General features: G+C 57.8%; 16 protein-coding genes and 1 tRNA gene. 6 read left to right on the forward strand and 11 right to left on the reverse strand.

What is annotated here, in order from left to right:
• Nucleotides 1-104: 104 nt before the first annotated feature.
• The 4 genes from I6L34_RS00685 to fadR form a co-directional block, all read right to left on the reverse strand.
• Complete coding sequence (locus I6L34_RS00685; protein WP_005345962.1) at nt 105-989, reverse strand: AEC family transporter; 885 nt, start codon at nt 987-989, stop codon at nt 105-107.
• A 12-nt stretch (nt 990-1,001) separates the two neighbouring features.
• Nucleotides 1,002-1,559, reverse strand: a complete 558-nt coding sequence (locus I6L34_RS00690) for a YaeQ family protein (RefSeq protein WP_005336887.1) — start codon at nt 1,557-1,559, stop codon at nt 1,002-1,004.
• 188 nt (nt 1,560-1,747) lie between these two features.
• Complete coding sequence (locus I6L34_RS00695; RefSeq protein ID WP_005345965.1) at nt 1,748-1,888, reverse strand: TIGR02808 family protein; 141 nt, start codon at nt 1,886-1,888, stop codon at nt 1,748-1,750.
• 265 nt (nt 1,889-2,153) lie between these two features.
• Nucleotides 2,154-2,867, reverse strand: coding sequence for a fatty acid metabolism transcriptional regulator FadR (fadR, locus tag I6L34_RS00700; RefSeq protein ID WP_026034983.1), 714 nt, complete (start codon nt 2,865-2,867; stop codon nt 2,154-2,156).
• A gap of 333 nt (nt 2,868-3,200) precedes the next feature.
• Here fadR and nhaB point away from each other — a divergent pair, with 333 nt between their 5' ends.
• Both nhaB and dsbB read left to right on the forward strand, forming a co-directional pair.
• Nucleotides 3,201-4,781, forward strand: coding sequence for a Na(+)/H(+) antiporter NhaB (gene nhaB, locus I6L34_RS00705; protein ID WP_216955357.1), 1,581 nt, complete (start codon nt 3,201-3,203; stop codon nt 4,779-4,781).
• Between the two features lie 98 nt (nt 4,782-4,879).
• Nucleotides 4,880-5,401 (forward strand): disulfide bond formation protein DsbB, encoded by a 522-nt coding sequence (gene dsbB / locus I6L34_RS00710; protein ID WP_005336895.1) that lies wholly within the window; start codon nt 4,880-4,882, stop codon nt 5,399-5,401.
• Nucleotides 5,402-5,479: 78 nt separating this feature from the next.
• Here dsbB and I6L34_RS00715 read toward each other — a convergent pair whose 3' ends face one another.
• The 3 genes from I6L34_RS00715 to uvrB all read right to left on the reverse strand — a co-directional run bounded on the left by I6L34_RS00715 (nt 5,480) and on the right by uvrB (nt 8,573).
• Entirely contained in the window at nt 5,480-6,127 is a 648-nt protein-coding gene (locus tag I6L34_RS00715; RefSeq protein ID WP_058058447.1) for a DedA family protein, read from the reverse strand.
• Nucleotides 6,128-6,306: 179 nt separating this feature from the next.
• On the reverse strand, nt 6,307-6,564 hold the full coding sequence (locus I6L34_RS00720; protein ID WP_058058448.1) for a YkvA family protein: 258 nt from the start codon (nt 6,562-6,564) through the stop codon (nt 6,307-6,309).
• Entirely contained in the window at nt 6,561-8,573 is a 2,013-nt protein-coding gene (gene uvrB, locus I6L34_RS00725; protein WP_058058449.1) for an excinuclease ABC subunit UvrB, read from the reverse strand. The genes I6L34_RS00720 and uvrB overlap by 4 nt, the downstream gene beginning before the upstream one ends.
• 133 nt (nt 8,574-8,706) lie before the next feature.
• Between uvrB and I6L34_RS00730 the strand changes: the two genes are divergently transcribed.
• Nucleotides 8,707-8,782 (forward strand) — tRNA-Asn (locus tag I6L34_RS00730).
• Between the two features lie 471 nt (nt 8,783-9,253).
• Here I6L34_RS00730 and I6L34_RS00735 read toward each other — a convergent pair.
• Nucleotides 9,254-9,418, reverse strand: coding sequence for a hypothetical protein (locus tag I6L34_RS00735; RefSeq protein ID WP_155521816.1), 165 nt, complete (start codon nt 9,416-9,418; stop codon nt 9,254-9,256).
• Between the two features lie 137 nt (nt 9,419-9,555).
• Here I6L34_RS00735 and I6L34_RS00740 point away from each other — a divergent pair, with 137 nt between their 5' ends.
• Both I6L34_RS00740 and I6L34_RS21940 read left to right on the forward strand, forming a co-directional pair.
• Nucleotides 9,556-11,241 (forward strand): aspartate:alanine antiporter, encoded by a 1,686-nt coding sequence (locus tag I6L34_RS00740; protein WP_005336899.1) that lies wholly within the window; start codon nt 9,556-9,558, stop codon nt 11,239-11,241.
• Between the two features lie 168 nt (nt 11,242-11,409).
• The gene (locus I6L34_RS21940; protein ID WP_302054757.1) at nt 11,410-11,538 is read left to right on the forward strand and encodes a hypothetical protein; all 129 of its coding nucleotides are present in this window, start codon (nt 11,410-11,412) and stop codon (nt 11,536-11,538) included.
• A 64-nt stretch (nt 11,539-11,602) separates the two neighbouring features.
• On the opposite strand, the gene fabB is transcribed toward I6L34_RS21940, so the two are convergent.
• Entirely contained in the window at nt 11,603-12,814 is a 1,212-nt protein-coding gene (gene fabB, locus I6L34_RS00745) for a beta-ketoacyl-ACP synthase I (RefSeq protein ID WP_005336905.1), read from the reverse strand.
• 90 nt (nt 12,815-12,904) lie between these two features.
• On the opposite strand from fabB, the gene mnmC reads away from it, so the two are divergent.
• On the forward strand, nt 12,905-14,923 hold the full coding sequence (gene mnmC, locus I6L34_RS00750; RefSeq protein WP_216955358.1) for a bifunctional tRNA (5-methylaminomethyl-2-thiouridine)(34)-methyltransferase MnmD/FAD-dependent 5-carboxymethylaminomethyl-2-thiouridine(34) oxidoreductase MnmC: 2,019 nt from the start codon (nt 12,905-12,907) through the stop codon (nt 14,921-14,923).
• A gap of 95 nt (nt 14,924-15,018) precedes the next feature.
• On the opposite strand, the gene I6L34_RS00755 is transcribed toward mnmC, so the two are convergent.
• Nucleotides 15,019-15,615, reverse strand: coding sequence for a DUF922 domain-containing protein (locus I6L34_RS00755; RefSeq protein ID WP_075115073.1), 597 nt, complete (start codon nt 15,613-15,615; stop codon nt 15,019-15,021).
• A gap of 183 nt (nt 15,616-15,798) precedes the next feature.
• Nucleotides 15,799-16,263: a hypothetical protein gene (locus tag I6L34_RS00760; protein ID WP_075115074.1), complete on the reverse strand. Its 465-nt coding sequence runs from the start codon at nt 16,261-16,263 to the stop codon at nt 15,799-15,801.
• Between the last annotated feature and the right edge of the window lie 182 nt (nt 16,264-16,445).

Raw genomic sequence — 16,445 nt, forward strand, 5'->3', positions numbered from 1 at the left:
GCCCTGGGGCTCAGGGCCGGATACGGGGACGACAGATGTATCACGGAGGCAATGATTTGGTACGAACCGTTTCCACGAGAAGAGCCGCAGCGATGCAATCTGACTTAGCCGGGCAGATGAAGTGCCAGCCAGACCGCCAGCGGGATCACCAGCACAGAGAGGGCATTGCCGCCGAGCACGATACTGGCCACCTTGTCCGGCTGACAGTGATACTGCTCGCAGAGCATGTAATTCAACACCGCAGGGGGCAAGGAAACCGACAACATCAACAGCGGGATCCACTCCGTCTTGAGCGGCAACAGCCAGATCGCCAGCAGCAGCGACAATCCCCCCGCCAGCAGATAGAGCAGGTTGCACTTGAGCGCGAGGCCAAGGTGATCGAGCTCTCCCTCCATCAGGCGAATACCCAGCGCAAAGAGCATCAGGGGCACCGAGATCTGGCCGAGCAGCGAGGCCGTGGTCACCACATATTCCGGCAGCGTAATGTGCAGGTTGGCCACCAGCAAACCGGCCAGCGCGGCCCAGAGCACAGGGCTGCGCAGCCACAACCAGCGGGAGGTATTGGCCGAGAGGATAAACATGCCGACCGAGAAGTGCAGCAGATTGGAGAGCACAAAAAGGATCACGATGGCCCCCAGTTGCTGCTCGCCAAACGCCAGCACCATCAAGGGGATACCAAGATTGCCGGTATTTCGGAACATGGCGGGCAAGATCAGGGCTGCCCGCTCAATCCCTTTGAGTTTGAGCAGCGCAAGCAGCAGACCGGGTAACAGAATAACCAGCGCCCCCGCCGCAATCAGCGGCAGATGCTCCGCCAGCGCCAGCGGATACTTGACCAGCGCAGAGAAGACCAGCGCCGGGGTAAACAGCTCGATATTGGCCCGATTGACGTAACCGAGCGCAGCCCCCGGTCGCAATCGCCCGTAGAGGGCGCCGAGCCCGACCACACCGAACACCGGAATGACGATATTGAGCAAGGCGCTGAACATAGGCGGCGTCCGTTACAGTTCGCGGGCCGGTTTGCCCATCAGCACCACCGGATCCAGCGTCACTTCCAGTGCGCCATTGCTTACCCAGAGCTGACCATCGGAGATAGTGCAGGTGAGCTGCATGGTGCGCTCGACCATGGCGGTGAGCGGCAGTGTCTGGCTGTCGGAGAGTTCGATGATGCTGAGGTTGTCATGCTGGCTCAGCTTGCCCTGGTTCTGCTTCCACCAAACGCTGGTGCCACGACCACCGTAGAGATAGAGCACCACCTGACGGGCGCGGTTACAGGCCTTTTTCAGCCGTTTTTCATCGGGTTGGCCCAGCTCGATCCAGAGCTCTATTTCGTCCGAGTAGTTCTTGCACCAGAGCTCGGGTTCGTCATCGGCGCTCAATCCCTTGGTGAACTCCAGTCGCTCGGCAGCGTGCCAGGCAAAAGCCGCCAGCCGGATCATCATCCGCTCATCGGTTTCGGAGGGGTGGCGCGCCAGCGTGAGGGAGAAGTCCTGATACAGATTGCGATCCATATCAGACAAACTGATCTGGGCCTTGAATACGGTTGCCTTGAGAGCCATAGAAAACCTTGAACCCCTGATAAGAGAAGGGTGAGTGGGAAATACGGGCGCCAGTGTAATCAAAATCGGCGGCAGGTTCGACCATCCTGACCAAAGATTTCCCCTTCCCTGCCGGGATAAGTGCTTTAAAAGACAAAAAAAACAAATGCCAGTCCGAAGACTGGCATTTGGCGGCATGGAGAAGCGACTCACTTCTCGGCGGACTGTACCCCGAACGCGTTCAGCAGCATGCAACAGGTCACTGCCACCGCCACGAATCCGCTCAGAAAGATAAAGGGCATGGCCCCGTATCCCAGTACTGTCCAGATGGTGTGTTCAAGAAGACTCATTGTTGTGTCCTTCATCCGGTGAAAGGTGTGTTCCTTCTGGCGGATATTGGCTCCGCTCTTGATGCCTCCATTTGACCTCAATCAGCGGTTGGGTCCTATGCCACCAAAGTGATAAATGCAGGGTTCATTTGCGCTGGATCAAGCTTTTTGGCCAAATATCCATGCAGTTCAAGCAATTACCACCGCCAATCAAGGATAGACACAAACACGGCAGAATAAAAAAACGCGCCGGATGGCGCGTTTCCTGGACAGCACAGGCAAGGGATCAGTTGTCGCACAGATCGCTTGGCATGTCCTGACGCAGGCGGGTCCAGAGCTTGCCGGACTCGATACCGTACTGACGCACCGTCATGAACACGGCTTCGTGGTTCTTGGTCTCCGCCAGATTGAGCAGAGTCTTGTAGTAGGCATCTGCGGTCTCGCGGGCCTGCTTGTCGGAGAAGTAGTAGCTGCCGACTCTGCTATACAACCCTTTGAAACCGTTCAGGATCAGGGCGTAGATCGGATTGCCGGAAGCAAACGCCAGCTGGTGGTGCAGGCGATAATCGAACTCGGCATAAGCCTGTGCGTTGTTCTCGACCCCATCGGCACCACGCAGGATCTCGGCGGCCTGTTCCGGATTGTGACGGATCGCCCCGCGGATAAAGATGGTGCAGATGTGGGTACGGGCGGAGAGCAGCTGAGCAATCAGATCAGGTACCTTGTCCTGATCCAGACGAGCCAACGTCTCCAGAATATTGAGGCCGGAGGTTTCCCAGAAATTGTTCACCTTGGTCGGCTTGCCATGCTGTATGGTCAACCAGCCATCACGGGCAAGTCGCTGCAGCACTTCGCGCAAGGTAGTCCGCGTCACCCCGATCAACTCGGATAATTCACGCTCGGCGGGCAGAATAGATCCGGGAGGAAAGCGATTGTTCCAGATGGACTCGATGATGTATTCCTCGGCAAACCCAGCTGGGCTCTGCGCTTTTATAACCATGAATTGACTCTGTTGTAATGCGTAAAAAGGCTGACGAATGATATCAAAGCGATGATGGCTGGCAAGCATAAGGTCAGTCCTCTGCTCACATATGGCAAATATAGTGTTGGGAATATGTATCTAATCGCCACGAGGGAGCCAGCCAACCCCGACAAGGTGGTTATAAAACAGACAGATGGGCAGAGATCCATCGGCTATCATTTATAATCGTCACGCTTTTTGATTAAAATCACGAGGAATCAGACAGATAAAGGCCAACATCCGGAGGCACAGGTCGAATCATCCTTGACTGCATAGAAGCAGATCCTAACAACAAAGTTGAGACCCATTATCATGCCAATAAGCCTAGGGCAGGCATTCGCCAAGAACTTCTTGGGCAATGCACCACAGTGGTATAAAAGCGCCATCTTGCTATTTCTGGTGATCAATCCGATTGCCTTCCACCTTGATCCTTTCATTGCGGGCTGGTTACTGGTTGTTGAGTTTATCTTCACCCTGGCCATGGCCCTCAAATGCTACCCCCTGCAACCGGGTGGTCTGCTCGCGACCGAAGCCGTGTTGATCGGCATGACCTCCGCCGATCAGGTCAAACACGAGTTGGTCGCCAATATCGAAGTGCTGCTGTTGCTGGTGTTCATGGTGGCAGGCATCTATTTCATGAAGCAGCTGCTGCTCTATGTCTTCACCAAGCTGCTGATCGGCGTACGCTCCAAGATCCTGCTCTCCCTCTCCTTCTGTCTGGTCTCAGCCTTCCTGTCAGCTTTTCTCGATGCCCTGACCGTGATTGCCGTGGTGATCAGTGTCGCCACCGGCTTTTACGCTATCTATCACAAGGTCTCGTCCGGCAAGGAGTTTGGTCACAGCCATGACCATACCGATGATAAGGAAGTCGCCGAGCTCAATCGCCAGGATCTCGATGATTTTCGCGCCTTCCTGCGCAGCCTGATGATGCATGCCGCCATCGGTACCGCGCTGGGTGGTGTCTGCACTCTGGTGGGCGAGCCGCAAAACCTCATCATCGGCGAGCAAGCCAGCTGGAACTTCGCCGAATTTGCCATTCGCATGTCTCCCGTCACCATCCCCGTCTTTATCTGCGGTCTGCTGACCTGCGTGCTGGTGGAACAGTTCCGCTGGTTTGGCTATGGCGCCCGCCTGCCGGACACGGTGCGCGCCATCATGGAGGAGTACAACCGCTACGAAGAGGCAAAACGCAGCCCGCAAGACAAGGCCAAGCTGATCGTTCAGGCATTGATTGCGGTCTGGCTAATCGTCGGTCTGGCCATGCACCTGGCAGCCGTTGGTCTGATTGGCCTCTCGGTCATCGTGCTGGCCACCTCCCTGACCGGGATCACCGAGGAGCACTCGCTGGGTAAAGCCTTCCAGGAGGCACTCCCCTTCACCGCCCTGTTGGCGGTCTTCTTCAGCGTAGTCGCCGTCATCATCGATCAGCAGCTGTTCAAGCCGGTGATCCAGCTGGTACTGGCAGCCAAACCGGAGAACCAGCTGGCCCTCTTCTATCTGGCCAACGGGGTGCTCTCCATGGTCAGTGACAACGTCTTTGTCGGCACCGTCTACATCAATGAGGTGAAGACGGCCATGCTCAATGGTGCCATCGACCGCGCCCAGTTCGATCTGCTGGCAGTCGCCATCAACACAGGTACCAACCTGCCGTCGGTCGCCACCCCCAATGGTCAGGCCGCCTTCCTGTTTATGCTCACTTCGGCATTGGCGCCGCTGCTGCGTCTCTCCTATGGCCGCATGGTCTGGATGGCGCTGCCCTACACCCTGGTGCTGGGGCTGATCGGCTTTTTCTCTGTCGAATTGCTGCTTGGTCCTGCCACCGAGTGGTTCTATCAGCACGGATGGCTGGTGATGGAGAGTGCGCTGCCAGCGGTACAACCGGCACTGCATTAATCCGTTGCGACGGTTTCCGAGGGCCCTTTCAGGGCCCTTTTCTTTTCTGCCCCGCTCTGCTCTAATTCAGCCACTGTTTTTTCTGAGAGATCAATGAGATGATCGAGTTTCTCCGCCGTATTGCCGCCCATCGGCTGGCTTGGGGCCTGTTGGCAGCATCAGCCCTGTTCCTCGAGTTGTGCGCCCTCTTCTTCCAGCATGTGCTGGGCCTCTCCCCGTGCGTGATGTGCGTTTACGAACGGTTGGCGACCCTTGGTGTGCTGGCCGCCGGTCTGCTCGGCATGGTGGCGCCGGATAAGTGGTATGTTCGCTGGAGCGCCATGCTGCTATGGGGCTACAGTGCCTTCCGCGGCTTCCAGCTGGCCCTCAAGCATGTGGACTATCAGGTCAATCCTTCCCCGTTCAACGTCTGCAGCCCGTTTGCCGACTTCCCGAGCTGGGCTCCGCTCGATCAGTGGCTCCCCTGGCTCTTTATGCCGGAAGGGGATTGTGCCCAGATCACCTGGCAGTTCTTCGGTTACTCCATGCCCCAGTGGCTGGTTGTCATCTTCGCCGCTTACCTGTTGGTCTTCACCGTGGTGGCCATCGGCAATCTGGTGAAAGGACGCTGCTGCAACTGAGTGTCATGCCCGCGTGAAGATAAAAAGGGGGAGCCATAATGGCTCCCCCTTTCTCGTTCTGGCTGACCGTATTTCTGGTTACGCCCTGGCAGTGCTCATCTTGGCCTTGACCGCGCCAATTACCATGGGCAACAGGGAGATACCGATGATGCCGAAGATCAGCAGGGTAAAGTTGTGACGCACCACCGGCAGATTACCAAAGAAGTGGCCGGCATAGACGAAGGAGAGTACCCACAGCAGACCGCCAACCAGGTTGAACGCCAGGAAGCGCGGATAGGTCATGGCCCCCATCCCTGCAACGAACGGCGCAAAGGTACGCACGATGGGCAGGAAGCGGGTGATGATGATGGTCTTGCCGCCATGCTTGGCATAGAAGGCGTGGGTCTTCTCCAGATAATCCCGGCGGAAGATTTTGGAGTCCGGATTGCGGAACAGCTGCTCGCCGAAGAAGTGACCAATGGTGTAGTTGACCACGTTGCCCAGCACGGCTGCTATGATCAGCACGGCCGCCAGGGTATGGACGTCCAGCACGCAGCCCACGGTAAGCGCACCGGCGGCAAACAGCAGGGAGTCACCCGGCAGGAACGGCGTCACTACCAACCCGGTTTCACAGAAGATGATCAGAAACAGGATGGCGTAAACCCAGACACCATAGTTCTCGAACAGCTCTTTCAAATGCACGTCAACGTGCAGGATAAAGTCGATTGCAAAGAGGATCAGATCCATTTTTTCCATACCCATAAAGTGAACGGCGTGGAGTCTACGCCAATGCCATCCGGGCGACAATCACCGGGCCTGCCTCTTTTTCATCCTGCAGTGCCCACCTTCAAATGAAACCGTTTTTCCGCTTCCTTCGAGGGTGGGAGTACAAAGAGATATGCCGAGCGCCGTGTTGAAAAGGTGAACTAGGGGGCCTGTTCCAGCTCGCTGCGCACTGCGGGGGGCAAACAACGCTCCCAGCCCCATAGCAACACCAGCAGCAGGGTCACATCATCGAACCAACCCAGCAAGGGCACCACGTCGGGGATAAGATCCACCGGACTGATGCCATAGAGCAGGATAAGGATCACCAGGCCCCTCGCCCACCAGGGAGTACCGGGATGGCGAAAGCCCTGATAGAGACGACGAAGTCGTTGCCAAACAAGCCAGCGTTTGCGGCTCATGATTCGATCAACTCGCCACGCAGCCGCTGGATCTGATCCCGCAGTGCCGCCGCCTGCTCGAACTCCAGATCCCGCGCATGCTGGAACATCTGTTCCTCCATCCGCTTGATCTCTTTGGCAATCTCGCTGGCAGAGCGGACATGGTATTCCCCTTGCGGCTCGGCTGCCTTGCGCATCCCCTTGCCTGGTTTGCCTGCCGTTCGGCTGCCCCCCATGTCCATCACATCGCCAATGGATTTGTTGAGCCCTTTGGGGGTGATCCCATGCTTGAGGTTATGGGCATGCTGCAAGGCGCGGCGCCGCTCGGTCTCCTCAATAGCTACCTTCATCGAGTTGGTGATGGTATCGCCGTAGAGAATGACCTTGCCGTTGAGGTTACGCGCCGCCCGGCCGATGGTCTGGATCAGCGAGCGGGTCGAGCGCAGGAAGCCCTCTTTATCCGCATCCAGAATCGCCACCAGCGACACCTCCGGCATGTCGAGACCTTCCCGCAGCAGGTTGATGCCCACCAGCACATCGAACTTGCCAAGGCGCAGATCGCGGATGATCTCCACCCGTTCGACCGTGTCGATATCGGAGTGGAGATAGCGCACCTTGACGTCGTGCTCCGCCAGATATTCGGTCAAGTCTTCCGCCATCCGCTTGGTCAGGGTTGTGACCAGCACCCGCTCCTCCACCGCGACCCGCTTGCGGATCTCGGAGAGCAGATCGTCCACCTGAGTAGTCACCGGACGTACCTCGATCTCCGGATCGAGCAGGCCGGTTGGGCGCACCACCTGCTGCACCACATCGCCGCCGGACTTCTCCAGCTCGTAGGGACCGGGAGTCGCCGAGACAAACACAGTCTGCGGCATCAGCGCTTCAAATTCGTCGAACTTGAGCGGCCGGTTGTCGAGCGCCGAGGGGAGCCGGAAGCCGTACTCCACCAGGGTCTCCTTGCGGGAGCGGTCCCCTTTGAACATGGCGCCGATCTGCGGCACCGTGACGTGGGACTCATCGATGATGAGCAAGCCATCCCCCGGCAGGTAGTCAAACAGGGTGGGCGGCGGCTCCCCCGGCGCACGACCGGAAAGGTAGCGGCTGTAGTTCTCGATGCCGGAGCAGTAACCCAGCTCCTGCATCATCTCCATGTCGAACTGGGTACGCTGGCTGATGCGCTGCTCTTCCACCAGCTTGTTGAGGGACAACAGCTGCTCGCGGCGGCTGCGCAGCTCCTCCTTGATATGCTCGATAGCCCCCAGAATGGTCTCGCGCGGGGTGGCGTAGTGGGTCTTGGGGTAGATGGTGTAGCGCACCACCGTCTGCTCGATAGCGCCGGTCAGGGGATCGAACTGGGAGAGGCGCTCCACCTCTTCATCAAACAGCTCTACCCGCAGCGCCAGCTTGTCAGATTCGGCGGGGTAAATATCGATGACTTCACCGCGCACCCGGAAGGTGCCGCGCTGGAACGCCATGTCGTTGCGGGTGTACTGCAGCTCGGCGAGCCGGCGCAGGATATCCCGCTGGTTGATCACATCCCCCACTTTCAAGTGCAGCATCATGCTCAGATAAGCCTGGGGATCACCCAGACCATAGATGGCCGACACCGAGGCGACGATCACCACGTCGCGCCGCTCCAGCAGTGCCTTGGTGGCCGACAATCGCATCTGCTCGATGTGATCGTTGATGGAGGCATCCTTCTCGATGAAGGTATCGGTGGTCGGCACATAGGCTTCGGGCTGGTAGTAGTCGTAATAGGAGACGAAATACTCCACCGCATTGTCGGGAAAGAACTCCTTCATCTCGCCATAGAGCTGGGCGGCCAGGGTCTTGTTGGGAGCCAGGATCATGGTCGGGCGGTTCAGGGTGGCGATGACGTTGGCCATGGTGAAGGTCTTGCCCGAACCGGTCACCCCTAGCAGGGTCTGATGGGCCAGCCCCGACTCGATGCCATCCAGCAGTTGGGCAATCGCCGCGGGCTGATCCCCGGCGGGTTGAAACTGGCTGGCTAACTTGAACAATTTGCTCATGAACACTCCCGACACAAAACAGCAAAGGAGCAGTGTAACCGAGGGTTTGGCAGCGGTACACCAGTGCCATCATCCCGCGAATGGCTTGACCACCTCGGACACCTTCTGTATGATGTTCCTCCTTGCCTGATGTTCCCCCGTAGTTCAGTCGGTAGAACGGCGGACTGTTAATCCGTATGTCACTGGTTCAAGTCCAGTCGGGGGAGCCAATTCCTCACCATCTCGGTGCAAGTTATCCACTTTAGTGCCCTCTCCTGCCAATTTTAATGCACAAGATCCTTCTTGCTGCTGACGCTCCCTTTTGTTACCCGTTCCTGCTCGACAGAGTTTTCTCCTGTTGCACCTAACTATTTGATTTTTATACAAACATTTTTCTTCCGGTATTTTTTGAACAGCCCTTGCATCCCAGTACTGGCGCGGCTTTCAGGGCGATGAACAAGTTTCATAAACAGGGTTATCCACAGATTCTGTGGGTAAGTGCAGCAAGCCCTGTCAGGACGCGGGATTGCCCTTGATGGCCCCCGGCGAAGAGTCATTTTGCTGGCCAACCTGATTTTATGCTGTTTTTTAGCCCCCTCAGGAACAGCGGGGTGACAGGCTCTATTGGCACTTTTCAGAGGCATCTTTTTGCCAACCCTTTTCCCGTGGGCGAACGGGCAAATATCAAGCTGACTTGCCCCTCAGCCAACCATGGCGGCCATCGGTTGAATCTGCTGAAACTGATCCCCGCCAAGCGGCTGAACAGCAGAATCTAAAAAATCGTCCTGCGCCAGAGCACTTCGGTAGCGGGCAGCAGATTTCACTAATTGACAACGACGGTTACAGCAAAAATTGCCAGATTTCATCCGCTTGTCTCCCTATCACGCCGCCGGTTCCACAAATAGCGTCCGATAACGTCCGATTAATCGCTCCCTTGCGCTTCTTTATTGGGGATAGATCCGGCACAATATCGACCCCACTTTTTTCCTCGGTTTTTCCGGGCATGACCATAGATTTCGTGACACTGCTACATCAAAGCGACTCCCTGCTGCTGTTCGTGGTATTGGCCTTCGGCCTGCTGCTGGGCAAGGTGCGAATTGGCAACTTTCAGATTGGCAACACCATCGGCGTGTTGTTTACCGCCCTGCTGTTCGGCCAGATGGGCTTCGAATTTGCGGCCACCACTGAAAACGTCGGCTTTATGCTGTTCATCTTCTGTGTGGGGATCGAGGCGGGCCCTCACTTCTTCAGCGTCTTCCTGCGCGACGGCATCCACTACATCACCCTGACCCTGGTGATCTTGCTGACCGCCCTGTTGCTGACGGTGGGGCTCGCCAAGTTCTTCAATCTGGGGCCTGGGATGGCGGCGGGGATCCTGGCGGGTTCTCTCACCTCGACCCCGGCGCTGGTGGGTGCCCAGGATGCCTTGCGCAGTGGTCTGCTCAACCTGCCCCATCAGACCGATATGCAGGCGGTGCTCGACAATATGGGCATCGGCTACGCCCTGACTTATCTGGTGGGTCTGGTGGGTCTGATGCTGGTGGTGCGCTATCTCCCCTCACTGGCTCGCCTCGACCTCAATACCGAGGCACAAAAAATCGCCCGTGAGCGGGGTCTCTCCGACAGCGAGAGTCGCAAGACCTATCTGCCCATCATCCGCGCCTATCGGGTGGGCCCCGAACTGGCAGCCTGGATCGGTGGCCGTACCCTGCGGGAGACCGGCATCTATCCCCATACCGGCTGCTATGTAGAGCGGATCCGCCGCAACGGCATTCTGGCCAGTCCCGATGGCGATGCCGTTATTCAGGAAGGGGACGAGATCGCCCTGGTGGGCTATCCCGAGAGCCACGAGAAGCTGGACGTCAACTATCGCAACGGTAAAGAGGTGTTTGATCGCAACCTGCTCGACCTGCAGATCGTCACCGAAGAGATAGTGGTAAAGAATGACTCCGTGGTAGGCCGCCATCTGGTGGAGCTCAACCTCACCGAGAAAGGGTGCTTCCTCAACCGGGTAGTACGCTCCCAGATCGAGATGCCGTTCGATCGCAACATCATGCTGCAAAAAGGCGACGTGCTGCAGATCAGCGGCGAGAAGCAGCGGGTCAAACTGCTGGCCAACAAGATCGGCTTTATCAGCATCCACAGCCAGACCACGGATCTGGTGGCATTCACCACCTTCTTCGTACTCGGTCTGCTGATCGGCTCCGTTTCGCTGGTGTTCGGTCAGATCGAATTCGGTCTCGGCAACGCCGTCGGCCTGCTGTTGGCTGGTATTCTGATGGGGTATCTGCGGGCCAACCACCCGACGGTCGGCTATGTGCCGCCCGGTGCGCTCAGATTGGCCAAGGATCTCGGTCTGGCGGTCTTTATGGTGAGCACGGGCCTGAAAGCCGGTGGCGGCATTCTGGATCACCTCAGCGAGGTAGGTACGGTAGTGCTCTTCTCCGGCATGCTGGTGACCACCTTGCCGGTGCTGGTAGGCTATCTGTTCGGGGTCTGGGTGCTCAAGATGAACCCGGCGCTGCTGCTCGGTGCCATCACAGGTGCCCGTACTTGTGCCCCGGCGATGGATGTGGTCAACGAGGCAGCCAACAGCTCCATTCCGGCGCTCGGATATGCCGGTACCTATGCGGTGGCCAACGTGATGCTGACCCTGGCGGGCTCCTTTATCATCGGCTTCTGGTTCTAGCCAACAGCCATCACATTACCGCTAACAAAGAAGGGAGCATCAGGCTCCCTTCTTGCTATCTGCCCCGCGAGAGAGATGTAGATCAGGCTCATTGGTGTGGCGTCACCTCCCCCCACCATCTGCGCTGAAATCTGCCACTAACCCACTCTTCCTATTCCACAATGGCCGATGCTCTGCTCTGCTCTGCTCTGCTCTGCTCTGCTCTGCTCTGCTCTGCTCTGCTCTGCTCTGCTCTGCTCTGCTCTGCTCTGCTCTGCTCTGCTCTGCTCTGCTCTGCTCTGCTCTGCTCTGCAATGAGTGATGGCAGATCCCGAAGACAAAAAAAGCGCCCTGAGGCGCTTTTTTCATATCAACCGGATGATCAAGCTTTGAACTTGCTGAACACTAGGGAGGCGTTGGTACCGCCAAAGCCGAAGCTGTTGGACATGACGGTATTGAGCTCGGCCGCTTCGTACTCACGCACGATGGGCAGACCTTCGGCCTTCTCGTCCAGAGTCTCGATGTTGATGCTGGGGGCGATAAAGCCATGTTCCATCATCAGCAGGGAGTAGACAGCCTCGTGCACGCCCGCAGCGCCCAGCGCATGACCGGTCATCGCCTTGGTGGCAGAGATCTTGGGACCGTTGGCGCCAAACAGAGTCTGGATAGCTTCCAGCTCTTTGGTATCACCCACCGGGGTGGAGGTACCGTGGGTGTTGATGTAATCAACCTTGCCCACACCCTGCATCGCCATCTTCATGCAACGCACAGCGCCTTCACCGCTCGGGGCGACCATGTCATAGCCATCGGAGGTGGCACCATAACCGGTAAGTTCGGCATAGATGTGAGCACCACGGGCCAGCGCATGTTCCAGCTCTTCGATCACCAGAATGCCGCCGCCACCGGAGATAACGAAACCGTCGCGGTTCGCATCATAGGTTCGGGACGCTTTTTCCGGTGTGTCGTTGTACTTGGTGGAGAGGGCGCCCATGGCGTCAAACTGGATGGTAGAGGACCAGTCCAGCTCTTCACCGCCACCGGCGAAGACCACATCCTGTTTGCCAAGCTGGATCAGCTCAAGCGCGTGACCGATGCAATGAGCAGAGGTAGCGCAGGCGGAGCTGATGGAGTAGTTGACCCCCTTGATCTGGAACGGGGTCGCGAGGCAAGCAGAGGTGGTGGAAGACATAGTGCGCGGCACCATGTAAGGGCCCACACGCTTGACCCCTTTCTCGCGGGCGATGTCCACAGATTCCGAGGTGTTCTTGCCGGAGGCACCACCTGAACCGACCACCAGGCCGGTACGCTCGTTGGAGACCTGATCTTCCGCCAGACCGGCATCTTCAATGGCCTGCTGCATGGAGAGATAGGCGTAGGCCGCAGCGTCGCCCATGAAACGCATGACTTTACGGTCGATCAGTTCAGACGGATCGAGTTTGATGTTACCCCAGACACGGCTGCGCAGGTTGTGCTGCTCGAACTGCTCGGAATAGGTGATGCCGGATTTACCTGCTTTCAGGGAGGCCAGCACTTCTTCCTTGTTGTTGCCGATACTGGAGATGACGCCGATACCGGTGATCACTGCTCTTCTCATTAATTCATCTCGTCTGGAAAAACTGGCGCCAAGTCTACCCGCTTTCGGCTGCCAAACTGGTCTGCTTTCACGTAGAATGCCCGCGATTTTGTGACGCGAGCCGAGGAAAACGTGAGTCAAACATCCTTACATCATGCCCGATTGGACTGGAATGAAGCGGGAACTCCTGTCTCCAGTGACTTCGGGGATGTGTACTTTTCCAATGATAACGGTCTAAGTGAAACCCGCTACGTCTTTTTGCAGCAAAACCGGCTACCTGAGCGATTTTCGCACCACGATAGTGACAGTTTCGTGATAGGTGAAACAGGTTTCGGCACAGGTCTTAACTTTCTGGCGACAATGCAAGCCTTCCTGGAACAGGCGCCTCAATCCGGCAACGGCTCCCGTCTGCACTTCATCAGTTTCGAGAAATACCCCCTGACCCAAGACGATCTGCGCAAGGCGCTGGCCGCCTGGCCTGAACTTGGCCACTTGAGTCAGGATCTTGTCGCCCAGTGGCCGCTGCCGGTCTCCGGTTGCCACCGCCTGCATTTTGCGGGTGGCCGCATTCGCCTCGATCTCTGGTTTGGCGACATCAAGGATATGCTGCCGCAGGTGCCTCACCGGGCAGAAGGTCTGGTGGACGCCTGGTATCTGGATGGTTTCTCCCCAGCCAAGAACCCGGAGATGTGGACACAGGATCTGTTTGGTGGTCTCGCTCGCCTCGCCCGTCCCGATTGCTCCATTGCCACCTTTACCTGTGCCGGTTTTGTCCGTCGCGGCCTGATTGCCGCCGGTTTTGCCATGAAGAAGATGAAGGGCCACGGTAGCAAGCGGGAGATGCTGGTGGGGGATCACACCGACAAGCAGCCGCAGCAGACCATCGCCCCCTGGTATGCCCGTCCTGCCGGACGTACTGGCGAGGTAGTGATCATCGGCGGCGGCATCGCCTCGGCCATGACGGCGCTCTCTCTGGTGGAGCGGGGTCGCAAGGTGACATTGCTGTGTACAGATGGCGAACCGGCCACCGGCGCCTCAGGCAATCGTCAGGGGGCGCTCTATCCCCTGCTCAACGGCGAGCACGATGCCCTGTCACGCTTCTATTCGCTCGCCTTTGGCTATGCCCGCCAACGGCTGCTGGCGTTGGCCGAACGCCACCCTATCGCTTTCGAATTATGCGGAGTGACCCAGCTCGGTTATGACGACAAATCGGCAGCCAAGTTGGCGAAAATGAACCAGGGCCCCTTCCCGTCCGAGCTGATGCATCCCCTCTCTACAGCAGAGGTAGAGCAGGTGGTTGGCCTGCCCTGTGGCCACAGCGGCGTCAGTTACCCACAGGGGGGCTGGCTCTGTCCGGCCGATCTCACCCGAGCCGCCCTGAAAGAGGCGCAAGCCAGCGGCCTGCTGGAGGTCGTGTTCAACACCGAGGTGGTCGCTATTACTGAACTGGCCGATGGCTGGCAAGTAGAGAGCCAGGATGGCCGCCACTGGCAGGCCCCCAATCTGGTGGTCGCCGCCGGACACCAGTTGCCAGCACTGCTCCCCTTTGCCGAGCTGCCCCTCTATCCGGTGCGCGGTCAGGTGAGCCATGTGCCAACCACGGCCAGCTTGCGTCAGCTCAAGACCGTGCTCTGCTATGATGGCTACCTAACGCCAGTGCACAACGATCAACACTGCATCGGCGCCAGTTATGGCCGCAACCAGAGCAGCCTTGAGTTTCGAGCCGAGGAGCAAATCCAGAATCAGGTGCGGTTGCAAGCCTGCCTGCCGGAGCAAACCTGGCCCGCCGAAGTGGATGTGAGCGGCAACGAGGCGCGCGTAGGGGTGCGTTGTGCCAGTCGGGATCACCTGCCGGTGGTGGGGCCAGTGGCCAGATTGCAAGGTCTGGCGGATCACTATGCGCAGCTGCAGCATGATCAGCACAACGCCCAGCCACTCCCCCTTCACCCCGGCCTCTATGTGCTGGGGGCGCTCGGCTCGCGGGGCCTCTGCTCGGCGCCGCTCTGTGGTGAGCTGCTCGCCAGCGAGATCTGCGGCGATCCCTTGCCGCTGGCCGCCGATCTGCTGGAAGCGCTCCACCCGACCCGTTATTGGGTACGCAAGCTGCTCAAGGGCAAAGCGCTGGTCTAAACCGGACTCTGCAAACAAATAGAATGGCCGCCCATCGGGCGGCCATTCTATTTATCAAATCGTGCGATGCTGGATATTGCGTCTTGAGATAGCGCTCACTTGGGCCAGTGCACCCCGAGCTGTTCGCCGTAACCTGTCTGACGCTGGAATCCGTCGAGCCGTCCCTTGATCTTGTTCAGCTCGCCACTGCCCGCTGCCCACGCGGCATAGCGCAGCGCCTGGCAATCTGCATGACCGGGTAATCCCGCAATGGCGCCACCCACCTGATTGGCCCCTTGCAGCACCATCTCCTTGAAGCGGGATTCGTAGTCAAACATGCTGGAGAGCAGCCGCCCCCAGCGCTGGCGGGCAGGATCGTTACTGTTCGCGCTCTGACGCCAGCGGGGCAACAACACGGTGGCGTTGGTAGTCACCGTCACCCGGTTGAGCTGGCAGCGCCCCGGCAACTGCTCGGTATCCAGCTGCCAGTCCACCTGATAACTCGCCTTGCCGAGTACGGGCTTGCCATTCACCTTGGGAGCACTCTGGGCAATCGCCCGGGCAAGCTGCTCCGGACCGGTTGCATTGACCTCATAAAAACGGACATTGATGCGGGACTCTGGCACCACTTGCGGCCGGCTCGGTTGAGCCTGACTCATCAGGGGCAACAGCAACAACCCGACCCCCACTACTCCATAAACCTTGCTGACCATGCCAGACTACCTTCCTTGATTGCACGGGCGGAGTACCAACCTTGGTGAACCCCACCGCCACACAGATGACGGGTATAGCCTATGTGTGACGACGAGGCGGCGCAATACAATGATGCGCCCAGAAATCAGAGCACGCTCACAGGTTGCGTGAGCAGAGTATGGCACAAGGCCAAAACTGTATTTTTATTGAGCATGACGGCTGATGCGCTGCCAGTCGAGGTGATAGTTTTTCACATTGATGTCATGACCATCTATCTGAATAAAATGATCATTTTTAAGACGGTTGGCAAAAAAGCCCTGATCTGCCCCCTCATTGAGCCACAGCTCGCAAAGTCCCCGTTTTCCCTCTTTGGCATAGAATCTCGGGGTGACCAGCAGCGCGACACCATCTACCCGGATGGCATGACGGGCCAGGCAGTTTGCTTCGGTGGTTTTGGATGCCAGCGCGGCAAAACGGGGTCTGTTCCCCTCGGCAACCACCAATACGCCGTAAGAGTGAGGAGCAATGAGACGCCGCATGGCGACCGCCTGATGAGGACCGGTTTGATGAAAACCGTCATTGGTTACCGCAAACACGCAAGTAGGTGAAAATAGCATTGCAAGCAGAAAAAGAGAGCGTTTAATGCCTGAAAAATCACCAACCACCATATAAAAGCCTCAAAAGACAACCGAGGCTGGCAAGGGTAGGTAGCCAAACCCGCTGGGTAAAGTACCTTTACCTTTCTTTAATTCTGTTCATGGGGTTAAACGTTGATTTAGCTCACACAACATCCTGTTTCCAGTCGCCACTCTACCCCTATCGGAATAGACTCCCTCCACTCTCATCCAAT

The organism is Aeromonas sp. FDAARGOS 1404 (genome assembly GCF_019047085.1).
In the GTDB taxonomy this organism is placed as follows: domain Bacteria; phylum Pseudomonadota; class Gammaproteobacteria; order Enterobacterales; family Aeromonadaceae; genus Aeromonas; species Aeromonas veronii.